General features: G+C 73.1%; 21 protein-coding genes. 8 read left to right on the top strand and 13 right to left on the bottom strand.

The window, feature by feature from the left end:
• Positions 1 to 916 (top strand): PTS fructose transporter subunit IIC (locus A6A06_RS43400; protein WP_242441171.1); only part of this gene is annotated, 916 nt, incomplete at its 5' end.
• Positions 917 to 1,031: 115 nt separating this feature from the next.
• Here the strand turns inward: A6A06_RS43400 and A6A06_RS39280 are convergent.
• Positions 1,032 to 2,285 (bottom strand): L,D-transpeptidase, encoded by a 1,254-nt coding sequence (locus A6A06_RS39280; protein WP_073768819.1) that lies wholly within the window; start codon positions 2,283 to 2,285, stop codon positions 1,032 to 1,034.
• A gap of 99 nt (positions 2,286 to 2,384) precedes the next feature.
• Positions 2,385 to 3,662, bottom strand: coding sequence for a CaiB/BaiF CoA transferase family protein (locus A6A06_RS39275; protein ID WP_443333830.1), 1,278 nt, complete (start codon positions 3,660 to 3,662; stop codon positions 2,385 to 2,387).
• Positions 3,663 to 3,941: 279 nt separating this feature from the next.
• Here A6A06_RS39275 and A6A06_RS39270 point away from each other — a divergent pair, with 279 nt between their 5' ends.
• Complete coding sequence (locus tag A6A06_RS39270; RefSeq protein WP_073768818.1) at positions 3,942 to 4,208, top strand: hypothetical protein; 267 nt, start codon at positions 3,942 to 3,944, stop codon at positions 4,206 to 4,208.
• 48 nt (positions 4,209 to 4,256) lie between these two features.
• Here A6A06_RS39270 and A6A06_RS39265 read toward each other — a convergent pair whose 3' ends face one another.
• The 3 genes from A6A06_RS39265 to A6A06_RS39255 all read right to left on the bottom strand — a co-directional run bounded on the left by A6A06_RS39265 (position 4,257) and on the right by A6A06_RS39255 (position 7,170).
• Positions 4,257 to 4,877: a Yip1 family protein gene (locus A6A06_RS39265; RefSeq protein ID WP_242441170.1), complete on the bottom strand. Its 621-nt coding sequence runs from the start codon at positions 4,875 to 4,877 to the stop codon at positions 4,257 to 4,259.
• A 22-nt stretch (positions 4,878 to 4,899) separates the two neighbouring features.
• Entirely contained in the window at positions 4,900 to 6,186 is a 1,287-nt protein-coding gene (locus A6A06_RS39260; protein WP_079194650.1) for a P1 family peptidase, read from the bottom strand.
• Positions 6,187 to 6,354: 168 nt separating this feature from the next.
• The gene (locus A6A06_RS39255) at positions 6,355 to 7,170 is read right to left on the bottom strand and encodes a L,D-transpeptidase family protein (RefSeq protein ID WP_073768817.1); all 816 of its coding nucleotides are present in this window, start codon (positions 7,168 to 7,170) and stop codon (positions 6,355 to 6,357) included.
• Between the two features lie 566 nt (positions 7,171 to 7,736).
• Between A6A06_RS39255 and A6A06_RS39250 the strand changes: the two genes are divergently transcribed.
• The 3 genes from A6A06_RS39250 (at position 7,737) to A6A06_RS39240 (ending at position 11,358) form a co-directional block, all read left to right on the top strand.
• Positions 7,737 to 9,071: a M20/M25/M40 family metallo-hydrolase gene (locus tag A6A06_RS39250; protein ID WP_073768816.1), complete on the top strand. Its 1,335-nt coding sequence runs from the start codon at positions 7,737 to 7,739 to the stop codon at positions 9,069 to 9,071.
• Positions 9,072 to 9,318: 247 nt separating this feature from the next.
• Positions 9,319 to 10,644 carry a MerR family transcriptional regulator gene (locus tag A6A06_RS39245; protein ID WP_242441169.1) on the top strand — a complete coding sequence of 442 codons (1,326 nt, stop codon included), beginning with the start codon at positions 9,319 to 9,321 and terminating at the stop codon, positions 10,642 to 10,644.
• Positions 10,645 to 10,728: 84 nt separating this feature from the next.
• A complete protein-coding gene (locus A6A06_RS39240; RefSeq protein WP_073768815.1) occupies positions 10,729 to 11,358 on the top strand; it encodes a TetR/AcrR family transcriptional regulator in 630 nt (209 codons plus the stop codon).
• Here A6A06_RS39240 and A6A06_RS39235 read toward each other — a convergent pair.
• The 4 genes from A6A06_RS39235 to A6A06_RS39220 form a co-directional block, all read right to left on the bottom strand.
• The gene (locus tag A6A06_RS39235; RefSeq protein ID WP_079194649.1) at positions 11,259 to 12,578 is read right to left on the bottom strand and encodes an MFS transporter; all 1,320 of its coding nucleotides are present in this window, start codon (positions 12,576 to 12,578) and stop codon (positions 11,259 to 11,261) included. The two genes, A6A06_RS39240 and A6A06_RS39235, sit on opposite strands and share 100 nt — an antisense overlap.
• 185 nt (positions 12,579 to 12,763) lie before the next feature.
• A complete protein-coding gene (locus tag A6A06_RS39230; protein WP_073768814.1) occupies positions 12,764 to 13,969 on the bottom strand; it encodes an NAD(P)/FAD-dependent oxidoreductase in 1,206 nt (401 codons plus the stop codon).
• Between the two features lie 84 nt (positions 13,970 to 14,053).
• Complete coding sequence (locus A6A06_RS39225) at positions 14,054 to 14,905, bottom strand: sulfite exporter TauE/SafE family protein (protein ID WP_073768813.1); 852 nt, start codon at positions 14,903 to 14,905, stop codon at positions 14,054 to 14,056.
• Positions 14,906 to 15,059: 154 nt separating this feature from the next.
• Positions 15,060 to 15,845: a GntR family transcriptional regulator gene (locus A6A06_RS39220; protein WP_073768812.1), complete on the bottom strand. Its 786-nt coding sequence runs from the start codon at positions 15,843 to 15,845 to the stop codon at positions 15,060 to 15,062.
• Between the two features lie 263 nt (positions 15,846 to 16,108).
• Between A6A06_RS39220 and A6A06_RS39215 the strand changes: the two genes are divergently transcribed.
• On the top strand, positions 16,109 to 17,611 hold the full coding sequence (locus A6A06_RS39215) for an MBL fold metallo-hydrolase (RefSeq protein WP_073768811.1): 1,503 nt from the start codon (positions 16,109 to 16,111) through the stop codon (positions 17,609 to 17,611).
• 99 nt (positions 17,612 to 17,710) lie between these two features.
• On the opposite strand, the gene A6A06_RS39210 is transcribed toward A6A06_RS39215, so the two are convergent.
• Positions 17,711 to 19,162: an MFS transporter gene (locus tag A6A06_RS39210; protein ID WP_242441168.1), complete on the bottom strand. Its 1,452-nt coding sequence runs from the start codon at positions 19,160 to 19,162 to the stop codon at positions 17,711 to 17,713.
• Between the two features lie 289 nt (positions 19,163 to 19,451).
• On the opposite strand from A6A06_RS39210, the gene A6A06_RS39205 reads away from it, so the two are divergent.
• Entirely contained in the window at positions 19,452 to 19,967 is a 516-nt protein-coding gene (locus tag A6A06_RS39205) for an AMP-binding protein (RefSeq protein WP_242441167.1), read from the top strand.
• A gap of 97 nt (positions 19,968 to 20,064) precedes the next feature.
• Here the strand turns inward: A6A06_RS39205 and A6A06_RS39200 are convergent, their stop codons facing one another.
• Both A6A06_RS39200 and A6A06_RS39195 read right to left on the bottom strand, forming a co-directional pair.
• Entirely contained in the window at positions 20,065 to 20,481 is a 417-nt protein-coding gene (locus A6A06_RS39200) for a hypothetical protein (protein WP_073768810.1), read from the bottom strand.
• A 181-nt stretch (positions 20,482 to 20,662) separates the two neighbouring features.
• Positions 20,663 to 21,856, bottom strand: a complete 1,194-nt coding sequence (locus A6A06_RS39195; RefSeq protein ID WP_242441166.1) for a helix-turn-helix domain-containing protein — start codon at positions 21,854 to 21,856, stop codon at positions 20,663 to 20,665.
• Positions 21,857 to 22,010: 154 nt separating this feature from the next.
• Between A6A06_RS39195 and A6A06_RS39190 the strand changes: the two genes are divergently transcribed.
• Complete coding sequence (locus A6A06_RS39190; RefSeq protein WP_073768808.1) at positions 22,011 to 22,289, top strand: hypothetical protein; 279 nt, start codon at positions 22,011 to 22,013, stop codon at positions 22,287 to 22,289.
• A gap of 40 nt (positions 22,290 to 22,329) precedes the next feature.
• On the opposite strand, the gene mscL is transcribed toward A6A06_RS39190, so the two are convergent.
• Positions 22,330 to 22,851, bottom strand: a complete 522-nt coding sequence (mscL, locus tag A6A06_RS39185; protein WP_073768807.1) for a large conductance mechanosensitive channel protein MscL — start codon at positions 22,849 to 22,851, stop codon at positions 22,330 to 22,332.
• Positions 22,852 to 23,148 lie beyond the last annotated feature (297 nt).

Genomic DNA, 23,148 nt, shown 5'->3' with positions numbered 1-23,148 from the left:
CGGCGGTGTCGCGTTCGGCTTCCTCGTCCCCGTACTGGCGGGCTTCATCGCGTACGGCATGGCCGACCGGCCGGGCCTGGTGCCCGGCTTCGTCGGCGGCTCGATCGCCCTGACGGTCAACGCGGGCTTCCTCGGCGGGCTGATCGCCGGTCTGCTCGCGGGCGCGGTGGTGATGGCGGTCCAGCGGGTCGAGGTGCCGCCCGCGCTGCGCGGGATCATGCCGGTCGTCGTCATTCCGCTGATCTCGTCGGCGATCGTCGGCTTCCTGATGTTCCTGGTGGTCGGCAAGCCCGTCGCCGCGCTCCAGAAGGCGCTGACCGACTGGCTGAGCGGGCTGTCCGGCGCCAACGCCGTCATCCTGGGCGTCATCCTCGGGCTGATGATGACGTTCGACCTCGGCGGGCCGCTCAACAAGGTGGCGTACGCGTTCGCCGTGGGCGGCCTCGCCAACCCCAACGACGGCAGCCTGAAGGTGATGGCCGCGGCGATGGCGGCCGGGATGGTGCCGCCGCTGGCGATGGCGCTGGCCACGACCGTACGCGGCAAGCTGTTCACCCGTACCGAGCGGGAGAACGGCAAGGCGGCCTGGGTGCTGGGGGCGTCGTTCATCACCGAGGGCGCGATCCCGTTCGCGGCGGCCGACCCGCTGCGCGTCATCCCGTCCGCGATGGCGGGCGGCGCGGTGACCGGCGCCCTGTCGATGGCCTTCGGCTGCACGCTCCGGGCCCCGCACGGCGGCGTCTTCGTGGTGCCGCTGATCGGGCAGCCGCTGCTGTACCTGGTGGCCGTGCTGGCCGGTACGGCGGTCACCACCGCCCTGGTCGTCCTCCTGAAGGGCCTGCGCAAGCCGGCCGCACCGCAGCCTGCCGCCGAGGCGGACCGGGCTCCGGCGGAAAGCACACCGGTAGCGGCCTGACGTTTACGGGCGGTTCGCGGTTGGCGATTCGCGGTACGACGGTGGCCGGTCCCCGAGGGGACCGGCCACCGTCATGTCGTCAGGGCCGCGCGGGCCGTGCCGTACGTACCCGGGATCAGGCCGCGCTGCCCGCCTGCCACTCGCTCCACGCCATGTTCCAGCCGTTGAGGCCGTTGTCCGGCTTCACGGTGCTGTCCGGCGAGTTCTTGACGACCACGACGTCACCGACGAGCGAGTTGTCGAAGAACCACTTGCCCGGGGTGTCGCCACCGCCGCCCCTGTTGTCCTGGAGACCGACGCAGCCGTGGCTGGTACCGGACTTGCCGAAGATCGACGGGCTGCCCCAGTAGTTGCCGTGGATGAACGTGCCGGAGCTGGACAGGCGCATCGCGTGCGGCACGTCCTTGATGTCGTACTCACCGCCGAAGCCGACCGTCGAGCCGTCCATGCGGGTCTGCGTGAACTTCTCCGAGATGACCATCCGGCCGTTGTACGTCGGGTTCTTCGCGCTGCCGCCGGAGATCGGTATCGACTTGACGGTCTTGCCGTCGCGGACCACCGTCATGGTCTGGGTGTCCATGTCGACGGTGGAGACCTGGGACCGGCCCACGGTGAAGGTCACCGTCTTGGACTGCACACCGGTGATGCCCTGACCGCCCTTGACCCCGTCCAGGTCGATCTTCAGCGTGACCTTGGAGCCGGCCTTCCAGTACTCCTCGGGACGGAAGTCCAGGCGCCGCGCGCCGAACCAGTGCCCGACGACCTTCTGGCCGCTGCTGGACGTCACCGTGATGTGGGCCTGGACGTCCTTCTTGTTGCTGATCGACTTGTCGAAGTTGAAGGACACCGGCATGCCCACGCCGACGGTCTTGCCGCCGTCGGGGGTGTAGGAGCCGATGAAGCTGTTCTTCGAGGAGACGGTGGTGAAGGTCGCGTTCTCGGTGGCCGCCCGGCCCTTGCCGTCCTTGGCGTTGGCCACCAGCTTGTACTTCGTGCCGCGTTCCAGCTGGGCCGACGGCTTCCAGGAGGAGCCGTCGGCGGATATCGCGCCCTTGACCGCCGCACCGTTGTCCGCCTGCACCAGCTTCACGTCGGTCAGCTTGCCGCCGCTGACCTTCACGCCCGTGTCGTTGATGCTGGCGTCGGTGGCGCCGTTCTTCGAGGTGACCGAGATCTTCGCCTCGGAGGCGTCCTTGGCGGCCGCGGCGTCCGCGCCCGCCTGCCCCTTGCCGTCGCTGCCGCCCGCCGAGGCGTCACCGCCGCACGCGGACAGGGCCAGGGCACCGGCGGCCAGGAGGGAGGCCGCCGCGAGACCGCGACGCACCCGGCGCCTGCGGGACGGTGCGGGCGGCGCGGTGGTGTCCGGCATTGTCACGGGCTGCTCCATGCAAGGGTGTTGTCAGTGCGTGCTGGTAAACAGCAACTACGGGCGGGTTTGGTTGCACTCCCGAATACGTTGTGATGAACGTCACATGAGGGGTGGGAGGGGTGCTCCGGCAGGCCCGGACAGCCAGGCGCGCAAGGGTTCACCGTGCTCGTCCAGGGCGGGCGGGGCGCACGGTGCGGCGACCGGCGTGGCGGACAGTCGCAGCGGACTGCGCACCTGCGCGGTCCGGTCCGCGCCGACCGGCACGACCGGGTCCAGGCCGAGCCGTCCGGCCAGCTCCAGCGCCTCGCCGACGGTGTTGACCGGCCCGCACGGCACGGAAGCGGCGGTCAGCCGCTCGGTCCAGGCCGCGGGCGTCTCCGCCGCCAGCCGCTCCTCCAGTTCCCTGACCAGTTCGGTGCGGTGGCGCACCCGGTCCTGATTGCGGGCGAAGCGCTCGTCGTCGGCGAGCGCGGGCGCGCCCAGCGCCTGCGCCAGCGCCCGGAACTGCCGGTCGTTGCCGACCGCGACGGCCAGCGGCTCGCCGTCCCGGCAGGCCAGCGTCTCGTACGGGGCGATGCTCGGGTGCCGGTTGCCCATCGGGCCCGGGTCGCGGCCGGTGGCCAGCCGCCCGGACACCTGGTTGACCAGCGAACCGAGCAGCGAAGACAGCAGGTTGACCTCGACATGCTGGCCCTGCCCCGTACGGTCGCGGTGGCGCAGCGCGGCCAGGACGGCGGTGGTGGCGTCCTTGGCGGTCAGGACGTCGACGAGTGCGACACCCGCCTTCAGGGGCGGGCCGCCCGGTTCGCCGGTGATGCTCATCAGGCCCCCGGCGGCCTGGACGACGAAGTCGTAACCCGGCAGGCTCGCGCCCGCCCCGGAGCCGAAACCGGTGATCGAACAGTGCACCAGGCCGGGGTGGGCGGCCAGGGTCGCCGCGGGGTCCAGCCCGTAGCGGGCGAGCGCGCCCGGCCGGAAATTCTCGATCAGTACATCGGCCCGGCGGGCCAGTTCCCGGGCTGCCGCCGCGTCGCCGGGGTCGGCGAGGTCCAGGGCGAGGCCGCGTTTGGAGCGGTTGGCGGCGTCGAAGTACGCGGCCGTGCCGTCGGAGGAGAACGGCGGCCCCCAGGCGCGGGTGTCGTCACCGGAGCCGGGCCGCTCCACCTTGACCACGTCGGCGCCCAGGTCGGCCAGCGTGGCGGCGGCCAGCGGACCGGCCAGGACGCGGCTGAAGTCGGCGACGAGGACGCCCTCCAGGGCCTTCGGCGGGACGCCGCCCTCCGGGGCCGTTGGTGAGACGCCGCCCTCCGGGGGGCCCGGGGTGTTCGGCGTGGCGGGCGCCTGCTGGGCGGTGCGGGGGGCGGTCGGCTGCGGCACGTGCGTACTCCTCGTATCGGGAGGGCGGTGTGGCACATGCTCGTGGACGATCTTGGGGAGGGAAAGGGGGCGTTCGCGTGCCGCACGGGGCGTGTGCCCGAAACGTGGGGAGGCCGGGCGGGAGGTGCGCAGGTGTGGGAGTTACATCACTTGTGGGACTTAAGTCCGTTCAATCCCCTGACGGAAGTCCCTGACATGGTGTCTACTGCTGGAGTCCGCCCCGCCGGGGCCCGCACGGGCCCGGAACCGCACCGTCGCGCACCCGACCTGGAGGACCGTATGTTCCCCTCCGTTCCGCTCCTCCAGCAGATCGGCCTGGCCATCCTGCTCACCGTCACCATCGGGTGGGCCGTGAGCCAGGCCCGGATCGTGCGCCGGCACCGCTTCGGGGCGCCCTCCGGGAGCGGCACGAGACCGCTGCTGCGCGCCGTCCCGCGGCAGACCGGGCCGGCCGGACCGCCCAGCGAGCGCGTGGAGCTGAGCGCCGCCGAGCGCGAGGCGTTCGCCGGACTCGTACGGCAACTGGACGGCAACGAGCGGCACTGAGAGCCGCGCGTCACGGACCCGTGCGCCGGCCGCGCCACGGGCCGGTCCTCACCGCACCGGGCCGAGCTTCAGCAGTGCCAGCGACGCCAGCATCTGCACCGCCACCGCCACCGCCGCCTTGCCGGTGGACAGATGGTGCTGGCCCCGGATGAGCAGCACGGCCAGCAGGTAGCCGAAGCCCCAGGTCGACCAGGCCACGGCCTGCACGAGCGTCGAGTTGTGCGGCAGCCACGTGGCCAGCACCAGCCGCGGCAGGTCCGTGACCCAGAACAGCACGATGAACAGGCTCACCGTCGGCTCGAACCTGCCGTTCCCGCCGATCGTGCGGGCAATGAGGTGGGTGACCACCCCCAGCGCGAGGCTGGCGACCAGCACGCCCGCCTCCGCGAAGGCCGCCAGTTGCAGCGCCAGCCCCTGGTCCACCCCCCACTGCTTGCGGAAGGCTTCCACCGACACGATGCCGAGAGCGCCGCTGACCAGGCACAGCAGGGCGGCCGCGCTCCAGGCGCTGCGGTCGCGCGCCTCGTCCATCACCTCGACCGGCCGGTACCAGAGCCCGAGGAACAGGCGGTGCCACCACAGCCGGTGCCGTCTCGGCGACCGTGGCGGGCCCGGCTTCTTCCCGGGCGGTGGCTGGACGAGCGTGGGGGGAGGCGGCGGCGCGGACATATGGCCCGTTCTACCACCGCGGTCAGGAGGGTGACCCCGACGGGTAGAGGTCGCGGTACGACGGGAAGCGGCCGCCCGGGGTGTCCACCGTCTCCGCCGCCAGTACGGCCTTGACCACGGCGCGGGTCAGCGCGTCGGCCCCCGCGGCCAGGATCTCGTTGAGGGCGCCGGTCTCGGCGTGCGCCCCGAACACCGGGTCGGCGGCGGCCCCTTCCGGCGCCAGAGGCCGGTCACCGGTGGCGAGCGCGAAGACCGTGTCACCGTCGGTCAGCAGGTGCACCGGGCGTACGGCGCGGGCCAGCCCGTCGTGCGCGGTGCCGGCCAGCTTCTGGGCCTGCGCGCGGGTCAGGGCCGCGTCGGTCGCGACGACGGCGAGAGTGGTGTTCAGGGGCGGGCGTACGGAGGCGGCCGAACGTCGCTCGGAAGCGGTACGGGCCTCGGCGAGGCGGCGCTGCGCGGCGGCGTGCGCGTCAGGGGAAGGCACGCCGGGGGAGTCCGGGCCGGAGAAGTCCGGGTCGGGGGAGTCCGGGTCGGGGGTATCCGGGCCGGGGGAGGGGAGGCCGGTGCCGGGCCCGGGCGGAGCCTGCGCCAACGTCTCGCACACCTCCCCGTACTGTCCGTACAGCACCCCGGTACGCGGATCGACCACCGACCCCGCCGCGTTGACCGCCGCCAGCGCGGACACCGTGACGCCCGACGGCAGGACCAGGCTCGCGGTACCGATGCCGCCCTTGAGGCCGCCGGCCACCGCGCCCGTACCGGCGCCGGTGTTGCCCTGCTCCACGGGTGCGTTCAGCTCCGTACCGGCGGCGTGCTCGATGGCGGCGCGGCCCAGGGCGGCGTCCGGGCGGGCGTGCCAGTCGCCGCCACGCCCCAGGTCGAACAGGGCCGCGGCCGGTACGACGGGGACGACCTGCGCCGGGTCCGGGCCGACGCGGTAGCCGCGGCCCTGCTCCTCCAGCCAGGCCACCGCGCCGGAGGCGGCGTCCAGTCCGAAGGCGCTGCCGCCGGTGAGGACCACCGCCTCGATGTGCTGGACCAGGTTGCGCGGGTCCAGGGCGTCCGTCTCGCGGGTGCCGGGACCGCCGCCGCGTACGTCCACGGCGGCGATGACGCCGCCCTCGGGCGCCAGGACGACGGTGGTGCCCGTCAGGCACCCGTCGCCGAAGCGCCGCGCGTGGCCGACCCGCAGCCCGGTGACGTCGGTCAACGCGTCCCGTGGGCCGGGGTGTTGCGGCGCCTCACCAGGGGCGAACGCGGTGGCGCGGGTCGCGGATGCGTCGTGCGGGTGCTGAGCGTCGTCGGCCATGGCACATCCGTACCACGGGTGAAGCGGGGGCGGTAAGGGGAGTTGCGGGCGGTACGGCCGGTGGGGCGGTGGAACGGGAGCGGGTACGGCCGGTGGGGCGGTGGAACGGCAGCGGTACGGCCGGTGCCAGGAGGTGGTGGCAGCGGTACGGCCGGTGGTGGGCCGGTTTCAGTGGCCTGCCGGGCCCATCACGATGACCGGGTGCTGCGCCGGGTCCAGCGTCCGCAGCAACTCCTGCATCACCTCGGGCTTGAGGCTGACGCAGCCCTGCGTGGGGCCGTTGTGGTCCACGTGCAGCCAGACGCCGCCGCCCTTTGCCGCGCCCTGCGGCCGCCGCGGGTCCAGCGGCGAGGAGCCCTTGACGCGGTTGTAGTCGATGGCGATCACGTAGTCGAACGCGCCGTCCAGCGGCTCGCCCTCCACGCCGGTGCCGTGCGCGACGAAGCTGTCGTTCCGGTCGTACCGCAGCTTGGTGCCCGCGGGCGGCGCCAGCTTGCCGCCCGCGTCGCCGAGCGTGAACACGCCCTGCGGCGAGCGCAGATCACCGTAGTGGTGGTCCTTGGTCCAGCCCCGGGACGCGTTGTGCGCAGCCCAGTCGGCGCCGGGCCGCCAGTCGTCGGAGTGCTCGGCGCGGGTGTAGAGCATGACGGAGGAGTCGTGCGCGTCCGCGCCCTGGCCCGTGACGACCAGGACCTGCCGGGAATCGGCCGGTATCTGCTTGCGGGTGGCGTCGCTCAGGCCCGGGATCGCGCGCGGCGCCGGTGCCGTGGTGCCGCCGGCGACGTGGTGCGCGGGGGCGTCCGGCGACGAGGGGGCCGGCCGGGCCTGCTCGGCGCGGTGCCCGTCGTGGTCGTCGCCGGAGGCGGGCCAGGCCCACAGCGCGGTGCCCACGAGGGTGGTCAGGGCGAGGCCGCTGACGGCCTTGCCGCGACGGGTCATCCTTATTCGCGTACCGCTGCTGTGCTGGGCGTGGCGGGCGGCCATATCGTGGCGTCTCCTCGCCCGTCGGCTCCGGGCCGGTGGGCTGTCGTAGGCATAAAACGGGCAATCCGCACCCTACACCGTCCGGGGAAAAGCCCGGTACCGGGTCTCGTGCTCTTCATGCGTCGCGAGGGACCAATGGCCGAAAGGTACAGGACCTTTGGCCGGAACGGTCGGCTCTCCGGCGCCTGCCCCTGACGCGCGGTCAGGGGCAGGGTCGCGCCCGCCGCGACCGTGAGCGACGCCGCCAGCTGCTGCGCCGGCCAACTGAACTGGCACGGCGTCACCCCGGCGGCGTAGCGCAGCGCGGCGGTCCGCTCGGGGCCGCGTCTCAGTACAGCCCGCGCCGCCGGTGGCCGCGGCGAGACGCGCGGGAGTCCCGCCGGGAACTTAGGACACGCAACGCACGTTCTCCGTACAGGTTTTATACGGAGAGGGGGTGCTCGCGCAGCGGTCCGTCCGCCGGTCTCCGGCGGTGCTCCGCGGTGCCTGGGGAGCCGGTGTTTTCCGGCCTGGTGCGGCCGGTCCTGGCCTCGCCCGTGCGTCCGTTACATGATCAAATGCTACGTATGAGCGATAGCGCGCGTGACACCGTACTGGCCCCGCTCGGCGCCCGCATGGCGGACCTCGAATCCCTCTACGAAGACCTCCACCGGCACCCCGAACTCGGCTTCCAGGAGACCCGTACGGCCGCCGAAGCGGCCCGTCGCCTGACCTCGTACGGCTACGAGGTCAGCACTGGGATCGGCCGCACGGGCGTGGTGGGCGTATTGCGCAACGGCCCCGGCCCGGTCGTCCTGCTGCGGGCCGACATGGACGCCCTGCCCGTCACCGAGCGCAGCACCCTGCCGTACGCCTCCGCCGTCCCCGGCGTCATGCACGCCTGCGGCCACGACGTGCACGTCACCTGCCTGGCGGGCGCCGCCGACCTGCTGGCGGCGGGCCGGGAGCACTGGTCCGGGACCCTGGTCGTGCTCTTCCAGCCCGCCGAGGAGGTCGGTGACGGGGCGCGCGCGATGATCGCGGACGGGCTGTTCGGGACGGGCGCGGATGTCGGTGCCGGTTCCGGAGCCGGAGCCGGTGCCGAGGTCAATGCCGGTGCCGGTGCCGGTGTCGATGCCGGTGGGCAGGGACGGGTGCCCACCCCCGACGTGGTGCTCGCCCAGCACGTCGCCCCGCTCGGCGCGGGCCTGATCACGTACGCCCCCGGCGCCTGTATGGCAGCCTCGGACAGCCTGAAGATCACCTTCCACGGCACCGGCGGCCACGGCTCCCGCCCCGAGACCGTCGTCGACCCGATCGTGATGGCCGCCGCCTTCGTCCAGCGGCTGCAGACCGTCGTCGCCCGGGAGGTCGCGCCCAAGGACCGGGCCGTCGTCACCGTCGGCTCCTTCCAGGCCGGGGACGCGCCCAACGTCATCCCCGACGAGGCGGTGGTGCAGCTCAGCGTCCGTACGTTCGACGAGGAGGTACGCGGCCGGGTGCTGGCGGCCATCGACCGCATCGCCAAGGCCGAGGCCATCGCCTCCGACGCGCCGCGCGAGCCGGAGACCGAGGTGCTGAACACCTTCCCGGTCACCCGCAACGACGACCGCACGCTGGAGCGGGTCAACGCCGCCTTCACCGACCACTTCGGCGGCCAGGCGCTGTTCGGCTACGAACCGGCCGCCGGCAGCGAGGACGCCGGTCTGATCGCCACGGCCGCCGGTGCGCCCCTCTACTACTGGTGGCTGGGCGGCTGGGACCCCGACGAGTTCCGCACCGCCATGTCCTCCGGGCGCCTCGCCCAGGACATCCCCTCCAACCACTCACCGCACTTCACACCGGTCAAGCAGCCCACCCTGACCATGGGCGTCCAGGCCCTCACCGTCGCGGCACTGAGCCACCTGGAGGCGGGTCGGTAAGGGCACGTCCGATCACCGGCGCGCCTCCTTTCCATCGTTTGCCGTAACAGCGAGCAGCCTTGCTGGCCTCCTCGGGGTGAACACCGCGTACGTCTCCGGAACGGCAGGCCCGGACCGCTGCCGCGCGATCGTCGCCTCGTCCGGCTGGAGACGTTCGCAGACCCGGGCGCCCGCCCTTGACCTTGCCCTTGGGGGAAGACGCAGCCTCAGGTTTGCGGGGACACCCCCGTACGAGGAGGGTGAACGGGTGCGCGGAGACATCGGGCCGGACACAGTGGACGGGGTAGGCGGCGGGGACGGCGGTCGGCTGCTGAGCATCGGGGCGTTCGCCAGGGCGGCGCGGCTCTCGCCGAAGGCCTTGCGGCTCTACGGCGAACTGGGGCTGCTGCCGCCCGCACAGGTCGACCCCGCCAACGGCTACCGGCGCTACACGCTCGCCCAGTTGGAGCGTGCCCGGCTGGTCGCCTGGCTGCGCCGGCTCGGTATGCCGCTGGCCCGTATCCGGGATGTGTGCGAACTGGCCCCGGGCCCGGCCGCCGAGGCAGTCGCGGCGTACTGGGCGCGGGTCGAGACCGACACCGCTGCCCGCCGCGAGCTCGCGGCCTTCCTCGTCGACCATCTGAAGGGGAAGGACGCGACCATGACGAAGGCGAAAGCGCAGGCGAAGGCGCAGGCGCAGACGAAGGTGGAGTCGGAGACGCAGGCGCAGGCGGGTGTGGGGGAGGCGAGGGCCGCGTCCGGGCTCGGTATCCGTTACGCGGCGCTCTCGGACACCGGGCTGGTCCGGGCGAGCAACCAGGACACGGCGTACGCGGGCGACCGGCTGCTGGCCGTGGCCGACGGCTTCGGCGGGGCCGGGGCGTCCGCCGGGGCCGCCGCCGTCGAGGCGCTGCGTGGCCTGGAGGACTTCGACGGCGGGACGCTGCGCCCCGGAGACCTGCTCAACGCGCTGGCGGACGCGGCCGGGCAGGCGAATCGTTCCGTGGGGGAAGTGGTGGCGGCTGCGGCGGGCCGGGGCGAAGAGGCCGGTGCCTGCGCCGGATCAGACCTCGGCTCCGGTGCGGGACCCGCGGGCACCACCCTGACCGCCATGCTCTGGACGGGCTCCCACCTCGCCCTGGTCCACGTCGGCGACTCGCGGGCGTACCTGCTGCGCGGCGGCGAACTGTTCCAGATCACGCACGACCACACCCACGTCCAGTCCCTCGTCGAGGAGGGGCGGCTGACGCCCGCGGAAGCCGAGTCGCACCCGCAACGCGCCCTCCTGATCCGGGCACTGGACGGCAGCGCGGACTTCGCACCGGAGGTGGGACTGCGGGAAGCGCGCCCCGGTGACCGCTACCTGCTGTGCTCGGACGGCCTGTCCGCCGTGGTCCCCTCCGACGCCGTACGGGATGTCCTCGGCGTGGCCTCCGACCCCGGCCGGGCTGTGCGGGACCTGGTGGCGCTGGCGCACGACGCCGGGGCGCCGGACAACGTGAGCTGCGTGGTGGCGGACGTGTCGGCAATCGTGGAGCCGGACGTTTCGGACGTGGCATCAGCCGTGAATCCGGACGTGTCGGCCACCGGGTAGCGGGGAGGCGCGCCCGGTATCGTCCTACGACGCGCCCGGTATCGTCCTGCGACGCCCCACCCCCGTACTGCCGCTGGAGCCCCCGTGAACGAGCCGCAAGCGAACGAGCCCGTCACGGACGGCGTCACCGGCGGGCCCGTCACCGACGGGCGGCGGGCCAAGGGTGAGCGCCGGCGGCGGGCGCTGATCGAGGCCACCCTGCGCGTCATCGAGCGGGACGGTGCGGCGGGTGTCACCCACCGCACCGTCGCGCGCGAGGCGGAGCTGCCCACCACGGCCACCACGTACTACTTCGAGAGCGTCGAGGCACTGCTCACCGCTGCGCTGACCAGCGCCATGGAGACGGACGCCGAACGGGTGCGGCAGCTCACCGCCGCGCCCGTCGACGGGCCGGGCGGGGCGGGCGCGCGCGGCGACAAGCGCCGGATGCTGGCGCGCCTGATGGCCGGGACGCTGGAGGACCGGGGGCTGCTGCTCGCCGAGTTCGAACTGTGCCTGCTCGCCGCCCGCCGCCCCGAACTGCGCAGCCGGACCGACCGCTGGTTCGAGGCGCTCGCCGGATTCGCCCGGCTCTACACACAGGACCCGCTGCGCATCAAGCTCTTCACCCGCGCCTACGACGGGCTGCTGCTACAGGCCTTGCTGGCCGAGGAGCCGCCTGCCGCCGAGGAGTTCGAGGCGATGCTGTGGGAGCTGCTGCCGGACGCCGGGTAGGCGGCGGGGCGTTCCGAGGCTGCCCGCGCCAGCCGCTTCCGCAGTACGGGGAGGCCGCACAGCCCGGTCAGTACGGCCAGGACGCCCGCCGAGACCGCCACCCCGAACCCGGCCCGTACGCCGGCGCCGTCGAACACCGCGCCGCTGACCGCCGCGCCGGCCGCGACCCCCGTCTGGAGCCCCGCGATCATCCACGTCATGGCCTCCGTCAACCGGTGGCCGGGCGTCGTCCGCTCCACCACGCCCATGATCACGACCATGGTGGGCGCGAAGAACACCCCGGCGAGGAACACCGCGACGGACAGCGCGGCGACACTGTCCACCAGCAGGAACGGCAGTGTGGTCAGCGCCGATCCGGTCAGCCCCGCGAGCAGCAGCCGGGTCGGCGGCCAGTTCACCCGGAGTACGCCGAAGGCCAGCCCGGCCAGGCCCGAGCCCAGCGCGTACGCCGCGTACACGAAGCCCGCCAGGGCCTTGTCGCCCTGCTCGGCGGCGAACGCCAGGCCCATCGTGTCCACCGTGCCGGCGATGACCCCGCAGAAGAGCAGCGCGAGGGCCGGGAGGAACACCGGCGCCGACCGGATCGCCGAGCGGGAGCGTGTGCCCACGGCCTGCGCGCGCGGCCGGACGGCGGGTTCGGTGCGCCGCTGCGGCACGAACAGCGCCACGCCCGCCACCAGCAGCACCCCGGCGGTCAGGGGCGCGGCCTGCGGGAAGAGCGAGGTGGACAGGGTCACCGCGACCGCCGGGCCGATGACATACGTCAGCTCGTCGACCACCGACTCCATCGAGTACGCGGTCGTCAGCTGCGGCCTGTCCCGGTAGATCTCGGTCCAGCGGGCCCGCACCATCGCGCCCATGCTCGGCATCAGCCCGGACAGCAGCGCGAACAGGAACAGGGTCCAGTCCGGTGCGCCGGCGTGCGCGCACAGGATCAGCGCGCCCAGCGCGATGACGCTCAGGCCGGTCGCCACGGGCAGCACGCGGTGCTGCCCGTGGCGGTCCACCAGCCGGGACACCTGGGGGCCGAGGAACGCCATGGAGAGGGTGAAGGTACCCGCCACCAGGCCCGGCAGGGCGTACCCGCCGGACGTCTCGGACAGCATGGTGAGGATGCCCATGTGGGCCATCGGCAGCGGCAGCCGGGCGAGCAGCCCGGCCGCGCTGAATGCCGTGGTGCCCGGGGCGGTGAAGAGTTCGCGGTACGGGTTGGCGGCCATCGTGCGTCCTGTCCACGTGGGCCTTCGGCGCGAAGGCAGGCGGGAGTCCCCCGCCGCGCAGCCGGCCACACACGGGGCAACATCAACTGGGACTATCGTCCCACTTTCCTTTGCGCCGTGTCGAGGGGTGACCGCGTCGGGGAGGGTAGGCAGCCCGGACCGCGCCGCTCAGACCTGACTTCTGCTCAGGCCAGCCCCTTGAGCATCCCCTTGAAGTACAGCTGCGGCAGCCCGTACCGCTTCAGGAACCACATGTCCGTCCGCTCCTTCGTCGTGTCGATGAACGGGATGGACGGCGCCGGCTCCAGGTCGTAGTCGAACTCCGCGAGCAGCATCTTGTGGCGGGCGGTGACCAAGGGGCAGGAGGTGTAGCCGTCGTAGCGGGCGGTCGCGGGCCGGCCGCGCAGCCCGGCCCGCAGGTTGGCGGTGACGACCGGCGCCTGCTTGCGGATCGCGGCCCCCGTCTTGGACGTCGGCAGGTTGGCCACGTCGCCGATCGCGAACACCTCGGGGAAGTCGGGGTGTTGCAGCGTCTCCCGGTCGGCCTTGGCGTAGCCGAAGGGGGAGGCCGGATCGGCGAGCGGACTGTCCGCCACCCACTGCGGAGCGCGCTGCGGCGGCACGGCGTGCAGCAGGTCGTAGCGGATGGTCTCCTTCTCGCCGGTCGCGTGATCGACGATCTCCGCCTCCCGCGCGGCGCCGTCCACCTGCGTCAGCTCCGACTGGAGCCGCACCTCGATCCCGTACCGCCGCGCCGTCTCCTCCAGGGCCTTGTTGAAGACCGGCACCTTGAACATGGCGGTCTCGGGCAGCACCAGGACCGTACGGATACGGCCCAGCAGCCCGCGCTTGCGCCAGTAGTCGGCGGCGAGATAGGCGATCTTCTGCGGCGCGCCACCGCACTTCACCGGGCCGGACGGCATGGTGAACAGCGCCGTGCCGCTCCGGGTGCGCCGGATGAAGTCCCAGGTGAGCGGGGCGAGATCGGGGCGGTAGTTGCTGGAGACGCCGCCGTGGCCGAGGGCCTGCGCCAGGCCCGGTATGCCGTCCCAGTCGAGGCTCAGCCCGGGGGCGAGCACCAGCCGGTCGTACGAGACCGTCCGGCCCGAAGCCGTACCCACCGTCCGCGCCGCCGGGGCGACCGAGACGGCGGACTCGCGCAGCCACCGCACACCGGGCGGCATGACCTCCGCCTCCGTACGCAGCGCGGCCCGCAGCGGCGCCTGGCCGCCGCCGACCAGCGTCCACAGCGGCTGGTACCAGTGCGTCTCGGAGGGCTCCAGCACCGCGATGTCGCGCAGTCCGGCGCGGCGCAGCCGGGCGGCCACGGTGATGCCCGCGGTGCCGCCGCCGATGACGACGACCTGGTGGTGCGTCGAGACGGAAGTCATGGTTCTTTCCTCCTGGGGTCGAGGAGCGGATCGGTCGGGGAGCGGATTGGTCGGGGAGCGGATCGGTGAAAGGCCGGGGCCCGGTCACAGGCGCGAGAGGCCGGCCACCGCCATCGAGACGGCGAGCACGGTGACCAGCGAAGCGAACGCCGTGGACAGGGCCTGCGGCCGCAACCGGACGGCGAGCCGGTTGCCGAGCCAGCTGCCGAGCGCGGCGCAGGCGGCGAAGGAGGCCAGCAACGGCCAGTCCAGGCCGCCCGCGCCGGCCCGGGTGACGAACGCCGTGCCGGAGTTGACGAGGATGACGAGGAGCGACGTACCGACGGCGACCGGCATCTCCAGGCCGAGAACCAGGGTCAGCGCCGGGACGACGACGAAGCCGCCGCCGACACCGAAGAAGCCGGTCAGCAGGCCGACGGCGGTCGCGGTGACGCCGATACGCAGGGCGGAGGCCAGGCGGGCGGCGGGGGCCTTCGGCACCGTGAGGGCTGCGGAGGCGGGAGCCGGGCGCGCGTCGAGCGGGCGAGCGTCGAGCGGATGGGCAGGGGACGTACGCGCCCTCTCCCGTCCGCGCCAAGCCTGTACGAGCATCGCCACCGCCACCACCAGCATCAGCCCGGCGAACGCCGTCATCAGCACGGTCGGGTCCAGCGACGCGCTCCAGCGGGACCCGAGGAACGTACCGGCGGTGCCCAGCCCGCCGAAGGCCAGCCCGGCCGCCCAGCGGACCCGGCCCGCGCGGGCGTGGCAGGCCAGGCCGGAGGCCGCACCGATGCCGACGACGACCAGCGCGCCCGCCGTCGCCTCGTGCGGGGACTGGTGCAGCAGGTAGACCAGCGCCGGCACGGCGAGAATCGACCCGCCACCGCCGAGCGCACCCAGCAGCAGCCCGATGACCAGCCCGCACGGGAGGGCGGCGATGGCTAGGAGGGGCATGATCGGGGGGTGGGGGGTGCGTACGGTTCTTGATCGGCCGATATGTGACTGGGCGTCATGTGCGATATATGACTGCGCGTCATGTGATCAGCCGATACGTGACCGGCCCTCATGCGGCCGGCCCTCATACGACCGGCCCTCACGCGACCGGCCCTCACGACGGACACGCCGCGCGCGGCGCGAGTTCGACCGCGCGGCTGTCGCTGGACCACTCGGCGACGAAGGTGAAGCGGTCGCCACGTACGACGGTCTCACGCCACTCCACCGGACGCTCCCCGGAGCGGCCCAGCCGCTCGATGGCGAAAGCGGGTTCGCGGTCGGCCAGCCCCAGCAGCCACGCCTGCCGGATGTCCGGCAGGATCGGGTGGATGCGCTCCCGGCCCCCGGTGACCTTCACTCCGCAGCGCTGCTGCAACTCCCCGTACAGCGAGGTGTGCCGGAAGTCGGCGTCGAGCAGCGGCTCGGCCACCTCGGCAGGCAGATACGTGGTGTCGTGGGCGAGCGGCTCGCCGTCCGCCAGCCGCAGCCGCTCCAGCACGACCAGCGGCGCGTCCGGGACGAGTCCGAGCTGTTCCGCGATGGGACCGTCCGCCGTCCGCTCCAGCCGCAGCACCTCGCTGCGCTGCTCCACGCCCTGGCCCTCCAGCTCACGGAAGAGGCTGTAGAGCGAGCCCAGCGGCTGCTGTATGCGCCGGGTGTTCAGCCGGCTGGCGCGGCCGCGCTCGGCGATCACCAGACCGTCCGCGCGCAGCTTGCGCAGCGCCTCGCGGACGGTGTGCCGGCTGACCTCGTACTCCCCGGTGAGACGGTGCTCGGCCGGGAACTCGTCGGCGAACTCGCCCCCCTCCATGCGGCGCCGCAGGTCCTCGGAGAGCTGGGCCCACAGAGGGAGGGGCGAGCGCCGGTCCAGGGGACGCGGGCCCGGGGGGTGTGCGGTCATGAAGGCGCCTCCGAGCGGGTACGGGCGAGCGGTCGTGCGGGTCGTACGGGTGCGGATCGTGCGGGTGATGCGGGTACGGGTCGTGCGGGTGATGCGGGTACGGGTCGTGCGGCCGGGGGTGACGGGGACGCTCCTTCTCGTCGTCCACGGCCCAACTTGTCGTCGGCACCCCACGTGCCTAATGTACGTACATCCGTGCATCCGCACAACACACTCCCCGCGGGGCTCGTGATCACGGGCCCGCAGGACCACGGAGGTCGACCGTGCATTTCGCGCAGTACTACCTCGACTGCCTCTCCCAGGCGTCGTACCTGATCGGCGACAAGACCACCGGACGGGCCGTCCTCGTCGACCCGCGCCGCGACATCGATGACTACCTGCGCGACGCGGAAGCGGCCGGACTGCGCATCGAGCTGATCATCGAGACGCACTTCCACGCCGACTTCCTCTCCGGACACCTGGAACTGGCCCGCGCCACCGGCGCCACCATCGCCTTCGGCGAAGCCGCCGAGACCGGCTACCCGATACGTCGGCTGCGCGACGGGGAGCGGATCTTCCTGGGCGGGGAGCGGACATCCCCGGATGGGGAGCGGACATCTCCGGATGGGGAACGGACATCTCCGGATGGGGAACGGACATCTCCGGGCGGGGGCCCGGGAGGCTCCCGTAACGGCGCGCTTGAGGGGGAACCGGCCCCGGCCTCCTCCGGAGTCACCCTCACCGTCCTCGCCACCCCCGGCCACACCCCGGAATCCATCTGTCTCGTCGTCCACGAACACCCGGCAGCGGCCGAGCCGTACGGCGTCCTGACCGGCGACACCCTCTTCGTCGGCGACGTGGGACGCCCCGACCTGCTCGCCGCGACCGGCCTGACGCCGGAGGACATGGCGGGCCGCCTCTACCACTCCCTGCACGGCAAACTGCTCACCCTCCCGGACGCCACCCGCGTCTTCCCCGCCCACGGCGCGGGCTCGGCCTGCGGCCGCAACCTCTCCACCGAGACCACCTCCACCATCGGCGACCAGCGCCGCTACAACTACGCGCTCCAGCCCATGCCGGAGGCCGAGTTCGTACGCCTGGTCACGGCCGGACAGCCCATCGCCCCCGGCTACTTCGCCCACGACGCCGCCCTCAACCGCGACGGCCACCCGCTCCTGGACGCCACGCCGCCCGCCGCCCTCACCGTCGACGCGGCACTGGCCGCCTGCCGGGACGCCGGCGCGGTCCTCCTGGACAGCCGCCCCCTCGCCGCGTACACCGAGGCCCACTTCACCGGCTCGCTGCACATCAGCCTGGAGACCCGGTTCGCCGAGTACGCGGGCAGCGTGGTGGCGCCCGGCACGCCGATCGTCCTGGTCAGCGACCCGGGCACGGAGACCGAGGCCCGCCTCCGCCTGGCCCGCATCGGCTACGACCACGTCCTCGGACACGTACCGGACCCGGCCGCCGAACTCGCCCGCCACCCCGCCCTGGTGTCGCGCACCCGCCGCCTGTCGCCCGGCGACGCCACGGCCGAGGACACCCAGTTGGTCGACGTCCGCAACCCCGCCGAGTACGAGTCGGGCGCCCTGCCCGGTGCCCGCAACCTGCCCCTCGCGAGCCTCGCCACCAGCTGCACGACCCTGGACCCGGAACGCCCGGTCGTCCTCTACTGCCGTGGCGGCAGCCGCTCCGTGATCGCCGCCGCGCTGCTGGAGGCCCGCGGGTTCCGGGACGTACGGGACATCGCCGGGGGCTACGAGGCGGCTGTGTCCACCTGCGGCTGACAGGGAGGCGCGTACACCTGCGGCTGACAGGGAGGCGCGTACACCGGCGGTTGACGGGGAGGCGCGTATTCACCGGCGGTTGACGGAGGAGGCGCGCATTCACCTGTGGCTGACGGGGACGCGTTTCCACCGTCTCCTCCGTCTCCTCCGGTTGCGCACCAGGAGGGCCAGGCAGGCGGCGGCGCAACCGGCCGCGGCCAGGTGCAGCGCGCCGCCCGGGTCGGTACCGGCAGGCGCGAGGCCCAGCCCGGCCGTCACCGTGATCGCGCACTTGGTCAGCCCGGACGCCTCACCCGCGCGGTCCGGGCGCACCACGGCCTGTGTGGCGGTCAGGGCCAGGGCTCCCGCCATGCCCAGCGAGGCGGAGGCCACGGTGGCCACCGACAGCAGCACGGCCGACGCCGCCCCGCCATCCGGCCTCGCCGCTGCCAACGCGGCGGCGGCAAGGCCGAGGCAGACGGCCATCACGCGCTCGGCGGCCCCCGGCGGCACCCGCCCCGCCACCGCCCCGGCCGCAGCCATCGCCGCCGCCGGTACGAGGAAGGCGGCCCCCGCGCCCAGTACGGACAACCCGTGCACCTCCTGAAGCGCGAGCGGCACCACGAAGAGCAGCACGACGGTCGCCGCATTGGCCACCGCGCCGGCCGAAGTGAGCGCTACATACGGCGCGTTACGGAAGAGGCTGAGGTCGAACAGCGGCGCGCGCGACCGGCGCTCGGCCCGTACGAACAACGCGCCGAGCATCACCGCGCCCGCCGCCCACGCGCACGCCTCCCACCACGCCCCCGCGCCCTCGACAGCCATCGCCAGACAAGCAGGCACACCACTCCCGACCACCACCGAACCCCAGCCACCCCCACTCCACGCCCCCGCGCCCGGGGCTCCTGAGGCGCCTTGGGCCCTCTCGGCCCGGCCTCCCTCACCCCGCGCCCCCGGTGCTGCCTCGTCCCTCGGCTCCGGGGCGCGCCGGGCACACAGCAGCGCCGCGGCGCACAGCGGCACATTCACCCAGAACACAGCCCTCCACGACAGTGCCTGGGCCAGCGCCCCGCCCACGAACGGACCGCACGCCGTGGCCAGACCGGCCAGCCCCAGGGCGTACCCCGTCGCGACGCGCGCCCGGCCCGGAGGGAAGGAACGCGTCAGCAGGGCCAGTCCCACCGGCATGACCAGCGCCCCGCCCGCCCCTTGCGCCACCCGGGCCACCACCAGGAACGGCAACGAGGGCGCCAACGCGCACCCCGCCGACGTCCCCCCGAACAGCGCGAGCCCCCAAAGCAGCAGCCGCCGCCTCCCGTACCGGTCGCCCAGCCGCCCGGCAGCCGGCATCAGGGACCCGGCCGCCAGCAGATAACCGCTGATCACCCACGGTCCGGCGGCCGCGGAGGCATGCAGGTCCCGGCGGATCACGGGCAACGCCATGTTTAGCGCGAAAGCATCCAGCTGCACACAGAACCCGCCGATCGCCACGGCCACCACAGCCCACAACCGCCGTCCCACCACCATGCGGGCCTCGCCCGCACACCCCTGCTCACCACTGCGCTCGGACATCTGCCACACCGGTCCACCTCTCGCGCCACGCGGGCGGGCGTGGCGCAGTACGTACGGATGAGGAACGTGACGGGTGGGGGATTGCGTGTGCCGGGGACGGGGCAGAGACGTGGGGGTGCCGCACGGGCACCTACGGGTTCTTACGGGCACGTCGCCCAAGGGCACGAGAAGCGACGCCCTCCGGGGGCGCCACGAAAGCGGCTTCGTACGAGGCGCGGGCCTCGCCGTACAGCGGACGTTCAGCAGTTGTTGATCGGCGATCTTCAGGCTGGTCCGCATGTTGCGTCGCGTGATCTCCGAGCATGAGGAAACGACCCGGGAAACGCAAGGGCCCCCGGCGTCCCCGTCCCCGATTGCCCTCACCTGGCAGGGAGAGCCGGGACGTCACGAGGAGCTGACCCACACCATGCTGATGGGCCAGGCCAAGCGGGCCGCCGCGGCACTGGCCCGGCTCGGGGTGCGGGCCGGCGACCCGGTGGCGGTGCACCTGCCGCTGGTGCCGGAGTCGGTCATCGTCACGCTCGCCTGCGGCCGGCTCAACGCTGTCCGTACGACGCTGCCGGTCTACCTGACCGTCCCGGAACTCGCCGACGCGGCGCGGGACTCCGGCGCCAAGGTGATCATCACGGCGGACGCGGCGTTCTGGGACGGCGCGGTACGCCCGGTCAAGCCCGTACTGGACCGGGCCCTGCGCCGCGACTGCCCGCAGGTGCGGTCCGTCCTGGTCGTGAACCGCACCAGCCGCCCGGTGTCCTGGACGGCAGGCCGCGACCACTGGTGGCACGAGGCCCTCGCCACCCGCTGACCCACGGCCACGGCAAGGGCCATCCCCTGACCCACGGCTACGGCAAGGGCCACCCGCTGATCCACGGCTACGGCATGGGCCACCCGCTGACCCACGGCTACGGCAAGGGCTGCCGCCCCGCCCCCGCGGCCGGTACCCGCGCCGCGCCCGCGTACCCGGCCCCCTCGTCGCTCTCGCCGAACGTCGTGGCCGAGTACCCGCCCACCCGCGCGACGCGCCGCTGCAGGGCGAGCCGGCCCTCGACGTCATGCGCGAACCGGTTCCAGTGGTGCACGAGGCAGAACGCGCGCCGGACCACCACCACGCGCCCCAACACGCCGATCAGCGCCCCCAACTCGGGCCGCTCACCCCCCAACGCCGCATCCCCGAAATCCACCCACCACCCGGCCACCTCCCACCCCTGCCGCTCGGCATAGGCACGACAACCGGCAACCCGCATCTCCAACATGCCCCGCGAACGCGTGACATTACGGTCGTAGACGAAGGCGAGCGGGGGTGTGGTGTCACCGGTCATGCCTGGCTCCTGGTGGTTCACGGAGCGGCGCCGTGTCCGCCCCGGGCCGGGAACGCGGGCGCCGCGTCATACGGAGCACGCTAGGCAGCGGCGCCACCCCGGCCCAGGGACGCCTCGGCCCACTCGGCGGCACCGGTGAGGCGGCAGGGCCCATACGCCGAAACGGGTCGGACAGGGCGTCCTACCCTTCGACGCCCATCCTGTCGGCGAGCGCCAGCACCGGCGCGTCCCGGCGCCCGGCACGGCCGCGCAGCTCCGCGACGAGGCGGCGGGACGTCGAGTGGTAACGCATCCACTCGGGGGCGTCCTGCTCGGCGCGGAGCAGGGCGCGTATCGCCTGCGCGTCGTCGTCGAGGTCGTGATGGGCCAGAGCCCGGTCGACATGGAAGCGGGCTCGCCAGGTGGGCGGGAGGGAGGTGAGGGCGGGTATGCCGTGGGCCTCACGGACGGCGCGGTCGCTCTGTTCCATCTCCACCAGGAAGTTGACCTTGGCGATACCGGCGTTTGCCGGGCCGAAGGGAGTGGCGTAGAAGATCCGGTCCTCCCCGATCCGCTCGGCCGCCGCCGAGGCCATCCGCAGGAGGTCGGTGACCGCCGCGTGGCGCTTCTGCCGCACCGCGGCGGTGGCGGCGCGCAGCAGCAGGATGCCCCAGAGCGCGATGTCCCGGGGCGGCGAGCGGAAGCCCGGTTCGATCGCGTCCGCGCGGGCCATCGCCACGCGCTCGGCATCGGCGAGACGGCCCTGTTTGATGAGCACCCAGCTCAGGGTGGAGGCCGAGAGGGTCTCCAGGTGCGGGTCGTCACCGAGGCGGACGGCCGCCATGGAACGTTCCATGGCGGTGAATGCCGCGTCCTCCTTGCCCAAGGCGGCCAGCGTGGTGGCGGCGACCTGGTAGGCGACGGCCAGTACGGAGTTGGCAGCGGCCGCCTCCGCACCCGTGAAGGCATGGGCGGCCGCCCGCGCGTCACGGATCAGGCCGGGCAGCAGTACACCGATCTCGCCCATCCGGCCCTCGCGTCTGATGGCGTCCGTGGAACGGAGCGCCGCACGCAACTGGCCGATGGTGGGTGGATCTTCTTCGTCCTCGTCCCCGAGGAGGTCCGGGACCGGTGACACCGCGCGGCGCAGGGCCAGGACCGACGGGACGTCCTCCTGAGCGGGCCGCTGGACCTCGAAGGTCCCGGGCTGGCCGACGAGGAAGGACGGCTCGGTGTCCAAGGCGGCCGCGAGCGCGTTGATGCTGGACAGCCGCGCCGTCTTGCGGCGGCCCTGCTCCAGTTTGCGGACGACGTCCACGGAAAGGTGGGCGGCCTCGGCGAGTTGCTCCTGTGTCAGGCCGCGCCGCAGCCGGAGCCGAGCCAGCCGGTCACCCATTCCCGCTTCGTACGCGGCACTCATGTGGACCCCCGCAGAAGGTGTGCCGGCAACGGTACGCCCGGGCACCCGGCGGGCCGCAAACGTACGGACCCCGCCGCCGCTCTCCGTCCGGCCGTCCAGGACAGTTCCCCACCAGCCGTACCCTGGAGGAGTGAGTACGACCCCTGAATCCCGTGAAACCCGGCCCGAGGCCGACTCGGAGCGGCCGGACGGCGCGGAGAGCCCGGAGAGCCCGGAGAGTGCGGAGAGTGCGGAGAGCCCGAAGCGGGCCCCGCGGCCCAAGACGCATGCGGCGTTGGTTTTCGACGATCCGCTGAGCCGGCAGTCGTCGGACGACACCGACCAGGGCTGGGGCGAGCGTCCGGCAGGACAGGACAGTGCCGCGGACCTGGCGCGCTTCCTCGACGAAAAGCCGCCCCACCACCTCTGACCGAGGCGCCGGGGCGGCTTCGCCGCGGGGCGGGAGTCCCTTACTGCTGCGTCTTCTGCGTGACCACCGAACCGGCGCCGCCACCGGCGGGCGAGCCCGTGGCCGAGCCGGGCAGCGAGCCGTTGCGCTGCGCGACGAGCGCGTCGCGGATCTCCTGCAGCAGCTCGACCTCGGTCGGGTCCGCCGGACCGTCGTCCAGCGGCTTCTTGGCGTCCTGGCGTGCCTTCCACTTGTTCATCGGCAGGATCATGAGGAAGTACACGACCGCGGCGGTGATCAGGAACGTCAGGACGGCGCTGAGCACCGATCCCCACAGGATGTAGATGCCGTCGGTGAACTCGCCGGTCTTGGCGTCCGTGGTGCAGGTGCTGAGGCAGGTCTTGTAGTGGTCGAGGTTCTGCGAACCCATGGCACCGACGACCGGGTTGATCACACCCTTGACCACGGCGTTCACGATGTTCGTGAACGCGGCTCCGACCACGACGGCGACCGCGAGCTCGATCACGTTGCCGCGCATGAGGAATTCCTTGAATCCCCCGAGTACGCCCGTCTTCTCGCTCACCTGAAAGCCTCTTTCCACACTCACTACGAACCGTGCAACGAACAGCACCGAAACCTACGGCAGGGCAGGGCAGGGCTGTCCAATCCCATGACCTGAACCGGTGAGCGGACGAAACGTCCGTACGGATCGGCGCCGCGTCCCGGCCGGCCGGGGAAGAGCCTTCCCACCGGCACGCCGAACGCACCCCGCCACTTTCGCCAGTGTCGCGCGCATATCGGGCAAAGGCCACTCGATCTTCGCCCGGCGCGGTCGGTGCCGTCATGACCGCCCCCATGCGGGATGACTCCCGGACGACGG

This window comes from Streptomyces sp. CB02923 (genome assembly GCF_001905005.1).
In the GTDB taxonomy this organism is placed as follows: domain Bacteria; phylum Actinomycetota; class Actinomycetes; order Streptomycetales; family Streptomycetaceae; genus Streptomyces.
This window is presented reverse-complemented; position numbering and strand designations above follow the sequence as displayed.

Excerpts from the sequence above, each read along its gene's own strand:
- A6A06_RS39265 (WP_242441170.1), bottom strand. The coding sequence starts at position 4,877 with ATGTCCGCGCCGCCGCCTCCCCCCACGCTCGTCCAGCCACCGCCCGGG.
- A6A06_RS39225 (WP_073768813.1), bottom strand. The coding sequence starts at position 14,905 with ATGCCCCTCCTAGCCATCGCCGCCCTCCCGTGCGGGCTGGTCATCGGG.
- A6A06_RS39210 (WP_242441168.1), bottom strand. The coding sequence starts at position 19,162 with ATGTCCGAGCGCAGTGGTGAGCAGGGGTGTGCGGGCGAGGCCCGCATG.
- A6A06_RS39260 (WP_079194650.1), bottom strand. The coding sequence starts at position 6,186 with ATGGCCGACGACGCTCAGCACCCGCACGACGCATCCGCGACCCGCGCC.
- A6A06_RS39220 (WP_073768812.1), bottom strand. The coding sequence starts at position 15,845 with ATGACCGCACACCCCCCGGGCCCGCGTCCCCTGGACCGGCGCTCGCCC.
- A6A06_RS39280 (WP_073768819.1), bottom strand. The coding sequence starts at position 2,285 with ATGCCGGACACCACCGCGCCGCCCGCACCGTCCCGCAGGCGCCGGGTG.
- A6A06_RS39235 (WP_079194649.1), bottom strand. The coding sequence starts at position 12,578 with ATGGCCGCCAACCCGTACCGCGAACTCTTCACCGCCCCGGGCACCACG.
- A6A06_RS39230 (WP_073768814.1), bottom strand. The coding sequence starts at position 13,969 with ATGACTTCCGTCTCGACGCACCACCAGGTCGTCGTCATCGGCGGCGGC.
- A6A06_RS39195 (WP_242441166.1), bottom strand. The coding sequence starts at position 21,856 with ATGGGTGACCGGCTGGCTCGGCTCCGGCTGCGGCGCGGCCTGACACAG.
- A6A06_RS39250 (WP_073768816.1), top strand. The coding sequence starts at position 7,737 with ATGAGCGATAGCGCGCGTGACACCGTACTGGCCCCGCTCGGCGCCCGC.
- A6A06_RS39270 (WP_073768818.1), top strand. The coding sequence starts at position 3,942 with ATGTTCCCCTCCGTTCCGCTCCTCCAGCAGATCGGCCTGGCCATCCTG.
- A6A06_RS39200 (WP_073768810.1), bottom strand. The coding sequence starts at position 20,481 with ATGACCGGTGACACCACACCCCCGCTCGCCTTCGTCTACGACCGTAAT.
- A6A06_RS39255 (WP_073768817.1), bottom strand. The coding sequence starts at position 7,170 with ATGGCCGCCCGCCACGCCCAGCACAGCAGCGGTACGCGAATAAGGATG.